Genomic DNA, 16962 nt, shown 5'->3' on the forward strand with positions numbered 1-16962 from the left:
GGATCGGCACATCGTGTTTTCAGGCAGTTTGCGCGGACGCTTGTTGTGGTGGCTGCTGTTGCCGCTGGCGGCGTTCGTCTCCATTTCGGTCGTCATTTCATACCGGTTCGCGCAGAACACCGCGGACCTGGTGCAGGACCATGCGCTGCTGTCGTCGATGCGGATCATCGGCGAGGATGTCGACTGGGACAACGGTTCGGTGTCGATCCAGATTCCGCCGGCCGCGCTCGAACTGTTCGAATCGCCGGAACAGGACACGGTTTTCTATCGCGTCGAGGCGAGCGGCCATCGTCTGCTCGCGGGCATCCCGGAGTTGCCGCTGCCGCCGCATGTGAGCGACAAGCCCACGCTTTATGCCACCCATTTCACCGACGGCCGCGCGGCGCGCGCGGTCGCCTACGCGCGGCAGCTATACGACTCGGGACATACCGAGGAAGTGATCGTCGCGGTCGCGAAGACGGAGGGCTCGCGCGACGCGATGGTGTGGCGTCTGCTGCGGCCGCAATTGTCCGGCGAAGTCCTGACGCTGGTGCTGGCGATGGTGTTCGTCTACCTCGGCCTGACCTTCGAACTGCTGCCGCTGATGAAGGTGAAGGACGACGTCGCCGATCGCAATGCGTCGCAACTCGAACCGATTCGCGTCGCGCGTCTGCACGTCGAGCTGAGGCCGATCGTCGATGCGATCAACCAGTGCATCGCGCGAATGGGCCAGCAGGCCGCGACGCAGCGTCAATTCATCTCCGATGCAGCACATCAGCTGCGCACGCCGCTCGCGCTCCTGGTCGCGCAGATCCAGTTCGCGCGGCAACGCGATAGCCGCGACGCCCGGCTCGACGAAGCGCTCGCGGGCATGCACAAGAGCAGCCGCAAGCTGACCACGCTGACCAACAAGCTGTTGTTGCTGGCACAGGCCGAGTCGGCGGCGCCGCTGAGCGTGCCGGAGCGGATCGATCTGAGCGCGTTGATCGCGGGCGTGCTGGAGGAACTGATCGCGTTTGCGCAGTCGCGAGAAATCGATCTGGGCGCGGAGCTGGAAGACGGCCTGTACGTGACCGGCGACGAAGCATTGACCGCGGCCCTCGTGACCAATCTGGTCGACAACGCGCTGCGCTATACGCAGGCGGGCGGGCGCGTCACGGTGCAGACGCAGCGGCGCGACGCGATGGCGATCGTGCGCGTAATCGACAACGGACCCGGCATCAAGGCCGATGCGCGCGAGCGCGTTTTCGAGCGCTTCTATCGTGCGTCGAGTCATGCGGAAGGGACTGGTCTGGGCTTGCCGATCGTGCGCGAGATTGCGCATCGCCAGGGCGGCAGCGTGACGCTCGAATCGAACGCAGGCGGCGCGGGCCTCGTCGCGACCGTCGAGATGCGCTTATGGCTCGGCGCAACCTGAGCTCGCGCGACTCACCAATGAGAGGACAACGATGAAACTGCTGCTCGTGGAAGACGACGCGGACCTCGCGCGCTGGGTGATGAACCTGATGCAAGTCGAGCAATTCGCGATCGACTGGGCGCAAAACGGCGAATGCGCGGAGACGCTGCTCGGTCTGCAATGCTATGACGCGGTGCTGCTCGATCTGCGCCTGCCCGGCATGAGCGGCAAGGAGGTGCTCGCGAGGTTGCGCCGCAAGCGCGACAACGTGCCGGTGCTGATGCTGACCGCGAATGGCTCGACCGACGACAAGGTGGCCTGCTTTTCGGCCGGTGCCGACGACTATGTCGTCAAGCCCTTCGATGCGCGCGAACTGGTGGCGCGCATCAAGGCGCTGATTCGCCGTCAGGCCGCGGGAGACAGAGGGCAGTCGACCGAATGCGGCGATCTGCGTTATCTGTTCGATTCGCGCGAATTCGTGCTGCGGGACGAACGCCTGCCGTTGCGCCGCCGCGAACACGCGATCCTCGAAGCGCTGATTCTGAAGCAGGGCAAGACCGTCTCCAAAGCCACGCTGATGGACAAGATCTTCACGCTCGACGAAGAGCCGAGCGCCGACGCGATCGATATCTATATTCACCGGCTGCGCAAGCATCTCGCGGCATCGACGGCGAAGATCATGACGCTGCGCGGACTCGGCTATATCTTGCGCGAAGAAGAGCCGCGCGAGGCGTTTGTGTCTGGCTGAGACGACAGCGCGTTCTTGAACCGAGGTTTCGCTGGCTTCGGCGAGCAGTGCGCGCGCCGCGCTGCTGATGCTGACGGTGTATGACGACGACGTCGCACCGCTCGTCGAACCTGCCGATGATGAACTGCTCGTGGCCGTAAGTGGCTGTTACGGTTTGGCTCTCGCGTTGCTCTGCGCCGCGAGTTCCCCGACCATCTCACGCGCGGCCGTTTGCAACTCGGGCACGTAGCGCCGCTTCGCTTCCGCGAGCGACACCGCGCGCGACAGAAACACCACGTTCAAGCTCGCGAGCACTCGCTCCTCGAACACGATCGCGACGGCGACCGCGCCGATCTTCCCCTGGTCCACCCAGTCGCCGTGATTCGAACCGAACCCATCCGCGCGCACGCGTCTTACGAGATTGCGGATCAACGCGTCGTTCGACGCGAGCGCCTTCTGCTCCTCGCCGCCCGCACCCGCGCGCAGCAGATCGAGAATGTCCTCGCGCTCTTCATCGGGGCACATCGCGAAGTACGCGCGGCCCGCCGCGGTCAGCAGCATCGGCAAGCGGCGGCCGACCATCGCGCGATGAAACGACAGCGTACTGAAGCGGTGGGTGGTCTCGCGGATGATCATCGCGTCGCCGTCGGGCGTGGTCAGATCGGAAGGCCACGCAACGCGTTGCAGCAGACGCCCCATGACCGGCGGCGCGATGGTCGCGATGCGTTCGTCGTCCGTGAAGCCTTCGCTCAGTGCGCGCACTTTCAGCGTAAGCCGGAAGCTGTCGTCCGACGCGCTGCGCCGCACGAAGCCTTCTTCCATCAACGTCTCCAGAAGCCGCCGCGCGGTGGTGCGATGCAGGCCGGTCAGCTCGCTGATCTGCTGGCTGGTCGCGCGGCCGCTGTCCATCGAGTTGAGTGCTTGCAGCACCTGCAAGCCGCGCGACAGACCTCGCACATTCGTGTATTTGGTCACTTAAAACCTCAATAAAATCAACTATGTGCATTCTATGCACATTTTCCAGATTTTGTTGAGCGGGTAAGTGGCCAGTCCTAGACTGCCAACAAATCAACGAATTCATGGAGACGCGAGCTGTTGCCCGCAGGCGACTTTTTTCGCCGTGGTTACCGCTGGTTCCCGCCGCCGCGCTCCGTGAATAGCTCGACCTGGTCACTTCGGTCGACATACGGAGACAACATGCCCCAACCGCTCGACCCGGTGGCCGCGCAAGGCCACAGCGGAACCGTCACCACCGACGTCGCGATCATCGGCGCCGGCCCGGTCGGTTTGATGATCGCCAATTATCTCGGCCTGCAAGGCGTACGCGTCGTGCTGATCGAAAAGCTCGACAGGATCATCGACTATCCGCGCGCAATTGGCCTCGATGACGAAGCACTGCGCGTGTTCCAGTCCGTCGGCCTCGCCGATGCGTTGCTGCCGCACACCACTCCCGATCACTGGATGCGTTTCGTCACCAGCAACGGTCACTGCTTCGCATCGATCGAACCGCGCACCGACGAATTCGGCTGGTCGCGCCGCAATGCGTTCATCCAACCGCTGGCCGATCGCGTGCTGTACGACGGTCTGCAACGCTTCCCGCACGTCGAGGCGCTGTTCGGTCACACCGTCAACTCGTTCACGCAGGACGGCAGCGGCGTCACGATCGAAGCGCAACACGCGCAGAGCGGCCGCCGCACGATCCGCGCGTCGTACATGGTCGCCGCGGACGGCGGCAACAGCTTCGTGCGCCGCACGCTCGACGTGCCGTTCGAGGGCCGCACGAAGCCGAATCAGTGGATCGTCGTCGACGTACGCAACGACCCGATCGGCTCGCCGCACGTGTACATGCACTGCGATCCACGGCGCCCGTATGTGTCGGCCGCGCTGCCGCACGGCATTCGACGCTTCGAATTCATGGTGATGCCCGGTGAGACCGAGGAAGAGCTGTCGAAGCCGGAGAACATGGCCGCGCTGATCCGCAAGGTCGTCGCCGAGCCGGACAAGGTCGACTACATCCGCAAGCGCGTCTATACGCACAACGCACGCCTTGCGAGCAGCTTTCGCGTGAACCGCGTGCTGCTGGCCGGCGACGCCGCGCACATCATGCCGGTGTGGCAGGGCCAGGGCTACAACAGCGGCATTCGCGACGCGAGCAACCTCGGCTGGAAACTCGCGATGGTGGTCAAGGGAGTCGCCGGCGATGCGCTGCTCGATACCTATACCGCCGAGCGCCGTTCGCATGCGCGCTCGATGATCCACCTCTCCGAAGTGGCGGGCGACATCTTCGCGCCGACGAGCCGCTTCGGCATCAAGTTCCGCGACGCGTTCGTGCGTACGTTCAACTGGTTTCCGGCGGTCAAGCGCTACTTCGTCGAAATGCGTTTCAAGCCGATGCCGCGCTATGAAAGCGGCGTCGTGTTGCTCGCGCACACGCCGCGCAAGCGTGGCTGGCTCGCGCGCGTGCTCGAACGCTCGGGCCATTCCGCGCCGGGCCGCCTGCTCGGTCTGATGAGCGAGAAGCGCGAGTCGCGGCTCGGCCGTCTCGTGTATGGACGCGCCCCGCATTGTCATTCGCCGGTCGGCCGCATGTTCATTCAGCCGCGCGTGCGTACGGCGAGCGGCGAGATCGTGCGACTCGACGATGTGCTCGGCAACCGGTTCGCGATCGTCGGCTGGGGCGCGGAACCGACGTTTGGTTTGTCTGATGAAGCGCGCGCGATCTGGCAGCGGCTCGGCGGCTGCTTCGTGGTCGCGAAGCCGGACACGCAACTGTCTTTCCATGACGACGTGCCAGAAGACGTGATCGCGATCGGCGATGTGAACACGCGGCTGAAGGACTGGTTCACGCGAGTGCCGGAATCGGTCGTGCTGTTGCGTCCGGATCGTTTCGTCGCGGGCATGGGCTCGCCGCAGCAGGTGTCGCAACTGGTCGTCGAACTCGCGCAGAAGCTGCATCTCGCCGCGGCAACGCGTGCTGATGTGACGGATGCCTGCACCGAAGCAGCGTTCGCGCGCGATGCCGGTGCCACTCTCGCAACCGCTGCAACCGCCGGAGCCTGACATGCCGATGCTGCTCGAATGCCTGTCGCACACGCCGTTGCACGGCTATTACGATCCCGCGCCCGAAGTCGTCGCCGAAGTCGAGCGTGTGCATGCGGCGGCGCGTGCGCGCGTCGTCGAGTTCGATCCTCAACTGGTCGTCGTGTTCGCGCCCGATCATTACAACGGTTTCTTCTATGACGTGATGCCGCCGTTCTGCATCGGCGCATCGGCGAGCGCGGTCGGCGATTTCAAGAGCCTCGCTGGTCCGCTGAACGTGCCCGCCGATACCGCGCTCGAACTGGCCGAAGCGGTGCTCGCGAGCGATGTCGATGTCGCGGTCTCCTACCGCATGCAGGTCGATCACGGTTGCGCGCAAGCGCTGGAGATTCTGACCGGCGGACTCGATCGATATCCGGTCGTGCCGGTGTTCATCAATTCGGTGGCCGCGCCGATGGCTTCATGCCGCCGCGCGCGTCTGCTCGGCGATGCGTTGGGCCGCGCGCTCGCACGCTCGAACCAACGCGTGCTCGTGATCGGCTCGGGCGGCATTTCGCACGAACCGCCGGTGCCGGAGCTCGCGGGTGCGAGCGACGAAGTCGCCGAGCGTCTGATCGCGGGCCGCAATCCGTCGGCCGAGTCGCGCGCGGCGCGGCAGGCACGCACGATCGCGGCGGCGCGCGCGTTCACCGCGGGCGACAGCCATCTGCATCCGCTCAATCCCGAATGGGACCGCGCGTTCCTGAAGCTGCTCGAGGACGGCGAGCTGGCCGCGCTCGACGGCCTGACCAACAACGCAATCACGCGCGATGGCGGGAAGTCCGCGCATGAAATCCGCACGTGGATCGCCGCGTTCGGCGCACTGAACGCGAGCGGACCGTATCGCGCGTCGCTCGATTACTACCGTCCGATCCCCGAATGGATCGCGGGCTTCGGCGCAATGCACGCGCGACCCGTGACGGCCCACGTCTAACTCAATCAGGAACCCGCTATGAGCACTCAAAGCAATGTCGACGCGCTGGCCCTGCGCCTGCGCGAATCGGAACGTGCGCGCGTGACCATCGCGCCGTTGCGCGACGACGCGCGTTTCACCGAACTTTCGAACCCCGCCGACACCGAGCAACTCGCGTACGCGGTGCAGCAGGCCAACGTGGCTGCGCGCGTCGCGGCGGGAGAGCGCATCGTCGGCCGCAAGATCGGACTCACGTCGCCGGCGGTGCAGCGTCAACTCGGTGTCGATCAGCCGGATTTTGGCGCGCTGTTCGCATCGATGGCGTATGGCGACAGCCAGCCGATTCCATTCTGCGAACTGATTCAGCCGAAAGTCGAGGCGGAGATCGCGCTCGTGCTCGAGCACGATCTGCTGCACGAGCGCCACACGTATGCCGATCTGATGCGCGCAACCGCGTATGCGGTCGCGGCGATCGAAGTGGTGGACAGCCGCATCGAAGGCTGGAACATCCGCTTCGTCGATACGGTCGCGGACAACGCGTCGAGCGCGCGCTTCGTGCTCGGCAGCCGCCCGGTGTTGCTGCGCGATATCGATCTCGCGGCCTGCGCGATGACGCTGTCGAACGATGCCGAAGTCCTGTCGCGCGGCAATGGCGCCGCGTGTCTCGGCAATCCGCTGAATGCCGCTGCCTGGCTCGCGGATCGCATGGTCCGGCTCGGCACGCCGCTGCGTGCCGGCGACGTGCTGATGACGGGCGCTTTGGGCCCGATGGTCGCGGTCAAGCAGCCGGGCAGCTTCAGCGCGCAGATCGACGGTCTCGGCAGCGTCCGCGCGACGTTTACCGCTTGAATCAGGACTCAATATGGCTTCCGAAAAACTGAAAGTCGCGATCATCGGCTCCGGCAATATCGGCACGGATCTGATGATCAAGATCATGCGCAACGGCCGGCATCTGGAGATGGCGGCGATGGTCGGCATCGATCCGAACTCCGACGGTCTCGCGCGCGCCGCGCGGCTTGGCGTCGCGACCACGCATGAAGGTGTCGAAGGTCTGACGCGTCTGCCGGTGTTCGAAGACATCGATTTCGTGTTCGACGCGACTTCGGCCGGCGCGCACGTGAAGAACGATGCGTTCCTGCGTGCTCGCAAGCCTGGCATTCGCCTGATCGACCTGACGCCGGCCGCAATCGGGCCGTACTGCGTGCCGGTCGTCAATCTCGACGCGCATATCGACGCACCCAACGTGAACATGGTGACGTGCGGTGGTCAGGCGACCATTCCGATGGTCGCGGCCGTGTCGCGCGTCGCCAAGGTCCACTACGCGGAGATCGTCGCGTCGATCAGCAGCAAGTCGGCCGGTCCCGGCACGCGCGCGAATATCGACGAATTCACCGAGACGACCTCGAAGGCGATCGAAGTGGTCGGCGGCGCGGCGAAAGGCAAGGCGATCATCGTGCTCAATCCGGCCGAACCGCCGGTGATGATGCGCGACACCGTCTATACGCTGTCGGAAATGGCCGACCTCGACAAGCTCGAGCAGTCGATCGAGGAGATGGTCGCGAAGGTTCACGCGTACGTGCCCGGCTATCGCCTGAAGCAGAAGGTGCAGTTCGATGTAATCCCGGCGAACGCGCCGCTCAATATTCCGGGCCTCGGCATGTTCAGCGGTTTGAAGAGCTCGGTGTTTCTCGAAGTGGAAGGCGCCGCGCACTACCTCCCTGCCTATGCCGGCAATCTCGACATCATGACTTCGGCCGCGCTCGCGACCGCCGAGCGCATGGCGCAGGCGCTCGTGCAGGCATCAGAGGCTTAAGGAGACTTCCCGCATGGACAAAAAACTCTATATCTCCGACGTGACGCTGCGCGACGGCAGCCACGCGATTCGTCACCAGTACTCGATCCAGAACGTGCAGGACATCGCGCGCGCATTGGACAAGGCGAAAGTCGATTCGATTGAAGTGGCGCACGGCGACGGCCTGCAAGGGTCGAGCTTCAACTACGGCTTCGGCGCGCATAGCGACCTTGAATGGATCGAAGCGGTCGCCGACGTCGTCGAGCACGCACAGATCGCGACGCTGCTGCTGCCCGGCATCGGCACGATCCACGACCTGAAGGCTGCGTACCGCGCGGGCGCACGCGTGGTGCGCGTGGCGACCCACTGCACCGAAGCCGATATCTCGAAGCAGCACATCGAATACGCACGCGAACTCGGCATGGACACCGTCGGCTTCCTGATGATGAGCCACATGAGCACGCCGGAGAACCTGGCAGTCGAAGCGAAGAAGATGGAAAGCTACGGCGCGACCTGCATTTACGTGGTCGATTCGGGCGGCGCGCTGACGATGAACGACGTGCGCGACCGCTTCCGCGCGGTGAAGGCCGTGCTGAAACCCGAAACGCAAACGGGCATGCACGCGCACCACAACCTGTCGCTGGGCGTGGCGAACTCGATCGTCGCAGTGGAAGAAGGTTGCGACCGGATCGACGCCTCACTTGCGGGAATGGGCGCGGGCGCGGGCAATGCGCCACTCGAAGTGTTCATCGCGGCAGCGGAGCGCATGGGCTGGAATCACGGCACCGATCTCTACACGCTGATGGACGCCGCCGATGACATCGTGCGTCCGCTGCAGGACCGCCCGGTGCGCGTCGATCGCGAAACGCTCGCGCTCGGTTATGCGGGTGTGTATTCGAGCTTCCTGCGTCATTCGGAAGTGGCCGCGAACAAGTACGGCCTGAAGACCGTCGACATTCTGGTCGAACTGGGCAAGCGCCGCATGGTCGGCGGTCAGGAAGACATGATCGTCGACGTCGCACTGGATCTGAAGCGCGCACGCGCAACCGACGCAGTGGCTTCATGACCCAGACGCTGCTCGGCGGCGCCGCATGCCGCGCGCGCAGCGTTCATTTCATCCAGCAAGGTCGCCGCAAGAGCGATGCTGATTCAACATTGGAGACATTCATGCGGCAGTCAACACGAGCAACACCAACAACGCAGTCGACGAAACCTCTTGCCAGCGGCGCGCTGACGATCGGGCTCTGCCTGATCGTCGCGCTGCTCGAAGGCGTCGACCTGCAATCGACCGGCCTCGCCGCACCGCGCATGGCGCGCGAATTTCATCTCGCGGTCGCGCAGATGGGCTGGGCGTTCAGCATCGGCGCACTCGGGCTGCTGCCCGGAGCCGCGATCGGCGGACGTCTCGCCGACCGGCTCGGGCGCAAGCGCGTGCTGATGTGGTCGGTCGCGCTGTTCGGCCTCTTTTCGCTCGCGACCGCGCAGGTATGGGATCTGAACAGCCTGCTCGCCGCGCGCTTTCTGACTGGCCTCGGTCTCGGTGCGGCGATGCCGAATCTGATCGCGCTGTGCTCGGAAGCGGCGCCGCCGCATCAGCGCAACACCGCGGTCGGCGCGATGTATTGCGGCATGCCGTTCGGCGCGGCGCTCGCGGCGGTGGTCGGCATCATCAGCCCGGGCGATGCGGGCTGGCGGCATATCTTCTACGTCGGCGGGTTCGGGCCGTTGCTGGTGCTGCCGCTGCTTGCGCTGTTCATGCGCGAGTCGGCGCAGTTCGTCGCGGCGCGCGCAACCACGGGCGCGCGCCGCGATGCGGCCGCCAGCGTGACGCGCGCGCTGTGGCAGGAAGGGCGCGCGGGCACGACGATCGCGTTGTGGATCAGCTATCTCGGCACGCTGATCGTGCTGTATTTCCTGATCAACTGGCTGCCGTCGCTCGTATTGACGCGCGGTCTGACGCGCGTGCAGTCGGGTGTCGTGCAGATGATGTTCAACATCGGCGGCGGCATCGGCGCGATCGTGATCGCCGGCATGATGGACCGGATGGGCCGGCGCCGCACGGTCGCGGGCATGTATGTCGGCATCGTCGTTGCGCTCGGTGCGTTGCTGAGCGCGAACGGCGGCGCGTCGATGGCGTGGGGCGGTCTGCTCGCGGGCCTGTTCCTGGTCGGCGGCCAGTCGGTGCTGTATGCGCTGGCAAGCAGCCTGTACCCGACCGAAGTGCGTGGCACCGGCGTCGGCGCGGCCGTGGCGGTTGGCCGTCTCGGCTCGATCCTCGGACCGTTGATCGCGGGGCAACTGCTCGCGATCGGTCAGGGCGCGAGCGTGCTGCTCGGCGCGAGCATTCCGCTGATCGCAGTCGCCGCGATCGGTGCGTGGCTCGTCGTGAATCGCTCGACACTTCGATATACCGCGGCGGCCGCGCAGTAGTTTTGCGGCCTGAAATATGGAGCGGGCTTGCCGTCAGCGGCGGCCCGCAGTCACTCAACTCGTGAAACACAGGAATCCGACATGAGCAATACAAATACACAAGCAGTGGCGATCAGTGAAGAAGCGACCAGCAAATTCGTCCGGATCACTGAAGATGGCCGCGAGGTGCAACTGCACTACAACGACGTGGAGCAGGGCGCGGAAACGGTCGTGATGCTGCACGGCTCGGGACCGGGTGCGACCGGCTGGGCCAACTTCAATCGCAACGTCGAGCCGCTCGTCGCGGCGGGCTATCGCGTGATCCTGATGGACTGCCTCGGGTGGGGCAAGAGCGATCCGATCGTCTGCAAGGGTTCGCGCTCGGAACTCAACGCGCGCTGCCTGAAGGCGTTGCTCGATGCGCTCGATATCGAACGCGCGCATCTCATCGGCAACTCGATGGGCGGGCATAGCGCGGTCGCGTTCGCGCTCTTGGAACCGAAGCGCGTCGGCAAGCTCGTGCTGATGGGCGGCGGCACCGGCGGCCCGAGCCAGTTCGTGCCGATGCCGACCGAAGGCATCAAGCTGCTGCAAGGCCTGTACCGTAACCCGACCATCGAGAACCTGCAGCGCATGATGAGCGTCTTCGTGTTCGACACGAAGGCGTTGACCGAGGATCTGATGCAGGCGCGTCTCGCGAATATGCTGGCACGGCGCGACCATCTCGAGAACTTCGTCGCGAGCCTCGCCGCGAATCCGAAGCAGTTCAACGACTACGGGCCGCGCCTCGGCGAAGTGGCCGCGCCGACGCTGGTGATCTGGGGCCGCGACGATCGCTTCGTGCCGATGGACGTCGGCCTGCGACTCGTTGCCGGGATGCCGAACGCCGATCTGCATGTGTTCGGCCGCTGCGGGCATTGGGCGCAGTGGGAGCATGCGGACAAGTTCAACCGGATGGTGGTCGAGTTCCTCGGGCGCGAGGGGTAAGGCGGGTTGTTGTTGCGGGCGACTGGCGCGCCGTTGCGGCGGCGGGCTAATGCGATCCATTCGCATTTAGCCAAAAATAATACGTCGCAAGTCATCTATAAGATATCTGTCTTAAGACCGGGTTAATCGGCCGCAAACCCTTGCCAGTCGGGGCTCGACCCTTTTCGGCAGGGTCTTGCGACCTGTTTGTTTACCCACATTTAGTGGAAAACGCGCATATACTCTCGGTCGTATCGCAAAACGAAGGTCGCGGGGTTGCGTCGTGCCGAACCGGCGCCGTCGCCATCGCGCCGCGATTTGCGCTGGCCTCGACTGCCAACGCTCTGTCTATCACTTCCTAGCAAAGCATTAATCATGTCCACACCGCCGAAGATCATCTACACCCTGACCGACGAAGCGCCCGCACTGGCGACGTACTCGCTGCTGCCGATCGTCAAGGCGTTCACGCGCTCGTCCGACGTGCTCGTCGAAACGCGTGACATCTCGCTCGCCGGCCGGATCATTGCCGCATTTCCCGACTACCTGAGCGCAGAACAGAAGGCTTCCGACGATCTGGCGGAGCTCGGTGGACTCACCACGCGCCCGGAAGCGAACATCATCAAGCTGCCGAACATCAGCGCGTCGGTGCCGCAACTGAAGGCCGCGATCGCCGAGTTGCGCGATCAGGGCTACAAGCTGCCGTCGTACCCGGACGTCGCGACGACCGACGCCGAGAAGGACGTCAAGGCCCGCTACGACAAGATCAAGGGCAGCGCGGTGAACCCGGTGCTGCGCGAAGGCAACTCGGACCGCCGCGCGCCGCTGTCGGTGAAGAACTACGCGCGCAAGCATCCGCACAAGATGGGCGCATGGAGCGCGGACTCGAAGTCGCACGTCTCGCACATGAGCGGCGGCGATTTCTACGGCAGCGAAAAGTCGACGCTGATCGCGCAAGCCGGTAGCGTGAAGATCGAGCTGGCCGCCGCGGACGGCACGACCACGGTCCTGAAGGCGAAAACGCCGGTGCTGGCAGGCGAAATCATCGACGCGTCGGTGCTGAGCAAGAAGGCGCTGCGCAGCTTCATCGAAGCGCAGATCGCCGACGCGAAGGCGAACGGCGTGCTGTTCTCGGTGCACCTGAAGGCCACGATGATGAAGGTCTCGGACCCGATCATCTTCGGCCACGTGGTGTCGGTGTTCTACAAGGACGTGCTCGCGAAGCACGCGGAAGCGCTGGCCAAGGTCGGCTTCAACCCGAACAACGGTATCGGCGACCTGTACGCGCGTCTGAAGGATCTGCCGGCTGAAACGGCCGCGGCGATCGAAGCCGACATCAAGGCGCAGTACGAACAGCGTCCGCCGCTCGCGATGGTCAACTCGGACAAGGGCATCACGAGCCTGCACGTGCCGAGCGACGTGATCGTCGACGCGTCGATGCCGGCGATGATCCGCGAGTCGGGCAAGATGTGGGGCGCCGACGGCGCGCTGCACGACGCGAAGGCGGTGATTCCGGACCGTTGCTACGCCGGCGTGTACCAGGCTGTGATCGAAGACTGCAAGAAGCACGGCGCGTTCGATCCGGTCACGATGGGCACGGTGCCGAACGTCGGCCTGATGGCGCAAGCCGCGGAAGAATACGGTTCACACGACAAGACGTTCCAGATCGCGGCGAACGGCGTGGTCCGCGTGACCGACGAAGCCGGCGCGGTGCTGCTGGAGCAGCCGGTCGAGGAAGGCGACATCTTCCGTATGTGCCAGACCAAGGACGCGCCGATCCGCGACTGGGTCAAGCTCGCGGTGAACCGCGCCCGCGCGACCAACACGCCGGCAGTGTTCTGGCTCGACCCGGTGCGCGCGCACGATGCGCAGATCATCAAGAAGGTCGAACAGTACCTGAAGGATCACGACACCAATGGTCTCGACATCCGCGTGATGACGCCGGTCGATGCGACGAAGTTCTCGGTCGAGCGCATCCGCGCGGGCAAGGACACGATCTCGGTCACCGGCAACGTGCTGCGCGACTACCTGACCGACCTGTTCCCGATCATGGAACTGGGCACCAGCGCGAAGATGCTGTCGATCGTTCCGCTGATGGCCGGTGGCGGCATGTTCGAAACCGGCGCGGGCGGTTCGGCGCCGAAGCACGTGCAGCAGCTGGTCGAAGAAGGCTTCCTGCGCTGGGATTCGCTCGGTGAATTCCTGGCGCTGGCGGCATCGCTCGAACATCTGAGCACCGCGTATCACAACCCGAAGGCGCAGGTTCTCGCGAAGACGCTCGATCAGGCGACCGGCAAGTTCCTCGACAACGACAAGTCGCCGGCGCGCAAGGTCGGCGGCATCGACAATCGCGGCAGCCACTTCTACCTCGCGATGTACTGGGCCGAAGCACTGGCCGCGCAAACCGACGACGCGGCGCTGCAGGCGCAGTTCGCGGGCGTCGCGAAGGCGATGGCCGACAACGAGGCGAAGATCGTCGCGGAACTCGGCGCGGCGCAGGGCAAGCCGGTGGATATCGGCGGCTACTACCGTCCGAACGTCGAGCTGACCAGCAAGGCGATGCGCCCGAGCGCGACGCTGAACGCGATCGTCGATTCGGTGGCTTGAAGCCGCGCGGGCTGCTGATGCGGTAAGCATCGCGGCCGCAACTGCGCTGCACCGGAAAGCCACGCGGTAAGTACGCAGCGCAACCGCGCACAAAGCCGCAAGCAGGACCGCAAATACGACAATGGCGCCTTCGGGCGCCATTGTCGTTTCTGCTTTCACTGCTACGTCGCCGTCGGTCATATCCGTCCTTATACGTGAACGATTTCCCAATCAGCGAGTTTCTCCGGAATTTCGAGCGTCGACGTGTCGAGCTCGGACAGATGCTCGCAGCTCAGGCCGCGCGCGAGGTCGTCGGCGGCCTGTTGCGGGCTCGAGAATTCTCCGAGCGTTTCGTTGCCGTAGGTGGCTTCCCAGCCGTCCTGACCCGGCAGAATGTAGAACGCTCCCTGCGTCGAACCAAAGCGAAAGCCTTTCATTTTTAGTCTCCCAGTTACCAATAAAAAAGCCGCGATTCGTGACGGCTTCTGCGCAATCTCTGGGATTTGGGTGGCCATGTCGTGAGGCCCCTCGAATCCGACTGCGTGAAGCGCATGCTCTTGTGAAAGAGTCTACGTCAGCGAGTCGGCTCGCAAGCGGGCGTCAAACCGTTCTTTATATTAAAAATATTCTCGCAAAAACAATGGCTTAGGCGTTTCATTTTGCGATGTGCAACGCTGCCGGACATCGTGAAATGCCCGCTTTGTGCCGCGCACCATGGTTTTTTACGACGCGCGGCATCGTTTCAGATCGTGAAAATTAGGGCTCTCGCGACGTATAAATCGACGCCATGCGCCCCTGTCACGCGTCGATCCGCTCGATCAACATCGCGACGAAGGTCTCGGTCACCGGCGGCAAGGTTCGGCCGCGCTTTCGGATCAGCGCGACGCGGCGCGTGAACGCGGCTTCGTCGATCGGCCGCGCGACCAACTCGGGCTCAGCGCGCACCTCGCGCGCCGACGCCGGCAGGATCGTGATGCCGAGCCCGGCGCGCGCCATCGCGACCGCGCTCATCATGTAGGTCGGCTCGCAGGCGATGCGCGGCTCACATTGCGCGTCGGCGAACGCGCTGTCGACCACCGCACGTACGCTCGTGCCCTGCGCGGTCAGCACGAGCGGCTCGTTGGCCAGATCGCCGAGCGTGACGGGCCGGCGCCGCCGCGCGAGTGCGTGCTGCTTCGGCAACACGGCGACGAGCCGGTCGATACCCTCGTGCAGCACCTCGAGCCCGCTGTCGTTCAGCTCGCCGCCGGTCAGCCCGATATCGACTTCCTCGTTGCGCACCAGCGTGTTGACCATGCTCGCGACGACGTCGCGCACCTCGAAGCCGACGCGCGGCACGGCTTTTCTCAGCGCCTGCACGAGCTCGGGCAGCACGCTCGCCGCGAAGGTCGGCAGGCAGGCGATGCGCACCGTACCGCTCGCGCCTTCGCCGAGCGCGCGTGCATCGAGTAGCACGTGCTCCATGTCGTGCAGCGATTTCTGCAGCACGGGCAGCAGCTCCCGGCCGGTCGGCGTCAGCGCGACATTGCGGCTGTTGCGATCGAACAGGCGCAGGCCGACCGTTTCCTCGAGCCGGCGAATCTGCACCGTCAACGCCGGTTGCGACAGATGCAGCCGCGCGGCCGCGCGCGTGAAGCTGCCCGTTTGGGCGACCGCGATAAACGCGCGGATGTCCCGCAGATTCAGATCCATGATGATTTGTGATTGCTGCAATCAATTCATTTCAATTGTTTTATTGCTGTGCAGAACTTACGCTCGATCACACTAAAAAACAACCTGGAGACAAGCTCATGCTGCCATTGCTGGGGCTGGCTACCATCGTCGTGCTGCTCGGCGCGATCCTGTCCAAACGCATGTCGCCGCTCGTCGCGTTGATCATCGTGCCGCTCGCGGCCTCGCTGCTCGGCGGCTTCGGCCTGCAGACCAGCAAGTTCGTGGTCGACGGTCTGAAAAGCCTCGCGCCGGTCGTCTGCATGTTCGTATTCGCGATCCTGTACTTCGGCACGATCACTGACGCCGGCACGCTCGACCCGATCATCGAGCGTATCCTGCGCGCGGTCGGCACGCGGCCCACGCGTATCGTGATGGGCACCACGCTGCTCGCGCTGCTGATCCACCTCGACGGCTCCGGCGCCGTCTGTTTCCTCGTCACGATTCCCGCGATGCTGCCGCTTTACGATCGCCTGAAGATGGACCGGCGCGTGCTCGCCGCGGCGGTATCGATGGCGGCCGGCATCAACTTCCTGCCGTGGACAGGGCCGATGATTCGCGCGTCGGCGTCGTTGCATCTGCCGATTTCGGCGCTATTCAATCCGCTGATTCCGGTGCAGGCGATCGGCCTCGTATTCGTGTTCTCGATGGCGTACTGGCTCGGGCGGCGCGAGGAAAAGCGCCTCGGCCTCACTGCCGCGAGCGGTTCCGTGCCGATGCCGCAACGCGAACTGACGCCAGAACAACAGGCGCTGCGCCGCCCGCAAAACTTCTGGTTCAACATCGTGTTGACGCTTGTCGTGCTGGGCACGATGGTCGTGATGGGCGAGAAGATTCCGCCGGCCGTCATGTTCATGGTGGGCCTGTGCATCGCGTTGATGGTCAACTATCCGAACGTCGACATGCAGCGCAAACGGATCGACGCGCATGCGCGCGCCGCGCTGATGATGGCCGGCATCTTGCTCGCGGCCGGCGTGTTCACCGGCGTGATGCAGGGCAGCGGGATGCTGAAGGCGATGGCGCAGGCGGCGGTCGGCTTCGTGCCGCCGGCGATGGCGAGCCATATTCCGATCGTGCTCGGCCTGCTGTCGATGCCGCTCAGCATGCTGTTCGATCCCGATTCATTTTATTTCGGCGTACTGCCGGTGATCGCGGAAGTGGCGGGCCAGCTCGGCGTGCCAGCAGTGCACGTCGGACAGGCCGCGTTGCTCGGACAAATGACCACCGGTTTTCCGGTCAGCCCGCTCACGCCCGCGACGTTCCTCGTGGTCGGCCTATGCGGCATCGAGCTGGCCGATCATCAAAGATTCACGTTTCCCCTGCTGTTCGGCGCGTCGGTCGTGATGACGATCGCGTGCGTCGCGCTCGGGATCTTTCCACTGTGAGTTTCATTGAACGGACGGCAGCAC

The 16962-nt window shown here is 64.5% G+C and carries 14 protein-coding genes; 11 read left to right on the forward strand and 3 right to left on the reverse strand.

The features are described from left to right. Nucleotides 1–13 precede the first annotated feature (13 nt). Both VSR82_RS08440 and VSR82_RS08445 read left to right on the forward strand, forming a co-directional pair. Nucleotides 14–1396, forward strand: a complete 1383-nt coding sequence (locus VSR82_RS08440; protein WP_429456024.1) for a sensor histidine kinase — start codon at nucleotides 14–16, stop codon at nucleotides 1394–1396. 31 nt (nucleotides 1397–1427) lie between these two features. Then, complete coding sequence (locus tag VSR82_RS08445; RefSeq protein WP_429456023.1) at nucleotides 1428–2123, forward strand: response regulator; 696 nt, start codon at nucleotides 1428–1430, stop codon at nucleotides 2121–2123. A 147-nt stretch (nucleotides 2124–2270) separates the two neighbouring features. Here the strand turns inward: VSR82_RS08445 and VSR82_RS08450 are convergent, their stop codons facing one another. Continuing rightward, nucleotides 2271–3077: a DNA-binding transcriptional regulator gene (locus VSR82_RS08450; RefSeq protein ID WP_429456022.1), complete on the reverse strand. Its 807-nt coding sequence runs from the start codon at nucleotides 3075–3077 to the stop codon at nucleotides 2271–2273. A gap of 222 nt (nucleotides 3078–3299) precedes the next feature. On the opposite strand from VSR82_RS08450, the gene VSR82_RS08455 reads away from it, so the two are divergent. From VSR82_RS08455 to VSR82_RS08490, 8 genes are all read left to right on the forward strand, one after another. Beyond that, nucleotides 3300–5162, forward strand: coding sequence for a bifunctional 3-(3-hydroxy-phenyl)propionate/3-hydroxycinnamic acid hydroxylase (locus VSR82_RS08455; protein ID WP_429456021.1), 1863 nt, complete (start codon nucleotides 3300–3302; stop codon nucleotides 5160–5162). 1 nt (nucleotide 5163) lies between these two features. Then, entirely contained in the window at nucleotides 5164–6114 is a 951-nt protein-coding gene (locus VSR82_RS08460) for a 3-carboxyethylcatechol 2,3-dioxygenase (RefSeq protein WP_429456020.1), read from the forward strand. A gap of 18 nt (nucleotides 6115–6132) precedes the next feature. After that, on the forward strand, nucleotides 6133–6942 hold the full coding sequence (locus VSR82_RS08465; RefSeq protein ID WP_429456019.1) for a 2-keto-4-pentenoate hydratase: 810 nt from the start codon (nucleotides 6133–6135) through the stop codon (nucleotides 6940–6942). A gap of 13 nt (nucleotides 6943–6955) precedes the next feature. After that, nucleotides 6956–7906, forward strand: a complete 951-nt coding sequence (locus tag VSR82_RS08470; protein ID WP_429456018.1) for an acetaldehyde dehydrogenase (acetylating) — start codon at nucleotides 6956–6958, stop codon at nucleotides 7904–7906. Between the two features lie 13 nt (nucleotides 7907–7919). Beyond that, on the forward strand, nucleotides 7920–8951 hold the full coding sequence (dmpG, locus tag VSR82_RS08475; RefSeq protein WP_429456017.1) for a 4-hydroxy-2-oxovalerate aldolase: 1032 nt from the start codon (nucleotides 7920–7922) through the stop codon (nucleotides 8949–8951). 101 nt (nucleotides 8952–9052) lie between these two features. Further along, nucleotides 9053–10315 carry a 3-(3-hydroxy-phenyl)propionate transporter MhpT gene (gene mhpT / locus VSR82_RS08480; protein WP_429457730.1) on the forward strand — a complete coding sequence of 421 codons (1263 nt, stop codon included), beginning with the start codon at nucleotides 9053–9055 and terminating at the stop codon, nucleotides 10313–10315. Nucleotides 10316–10396: 81 nt separating this feature from the next. Further along, complete coding sequence (locus VSR82_RS08485) at nucleotides 10397–11281, forward strand: alpha/beta fold hydrolase (protein ID WP_429456016.1); 885 nt, start codon at nucleotides 10397–10399, stop codon at nucleotides 11279–11281. Nucleotides 11282–11635: 354 nt separating this feature from the next. After that, nucleotides 11636–13864 (forward strand): NADP-dependent isocitrate dehydrogenase, encoded by a 2229-nt coding sequence (locus tag VSR82_RS08490; RefSeq protein WP_429456015.1) that lies wholly within the window; start codon nucleotides 11636–11638, stop codon nucleotides 13862–13864. Nucleotides 13865–14052: 188 nt separating this feature from the next. Here the strand turns inward: VSR82_RS08490 and VSR82_RS08495 are convergent, their stop codons facing one another. Further along, nucleotides 14053–14280, reverse strand: a complete 228-nt coding sequence (locus VSR82_RS08495; protein ID WP_013092475.1) for a hypothetical protein — start codon at nucleotides 14278–14280, stop codon at nucleotides 14053–14055. Nucleotides 14281–14641: 361 nt separating this feature from the next. After that, nucleotides 14642–15535 carry a LysR family transcriptional regulator gene (locus VSR82_RS08500; RefSeq protein ID WP_429456014.1) on the reverse strand — a complete coding sequence of 298 codons (894 nt, stop codon included), beginning with the start codon at nucleotides 15533–15535 and terminating at the stop codon, nucleotides 14642–14644. Nucleotides 15536–15633: 98 nt separating this feature from the next. Between VSR82_RS08500 and VSR82_RS08505 the strand changes: the two genes are divergently transcribed. Next, nucleotides 15634–16938: a CitMHS family transporter gene (locus VSR82_RS08505; protein ID WP_368585455.1), complete on the forward strand. Its 1305-nt coding sequence runs from the start codon at nucleotides 15634–15636 to the stop codon at nucleotides 16936–16938. The last annotated feature ends 24 nt before the right edge of the window (nucleotides 16939–16962 follow it).

Source organism: Burkholderia sp. JPY481 (assembly GCF_038900515.1).
Lineage (GTDB): Bacteria > Pseudomonadota > Gammaproteobacteria > Burkholderiales > Burkholderiaceae > Paraburkholderia > Paraburkholderia youngii.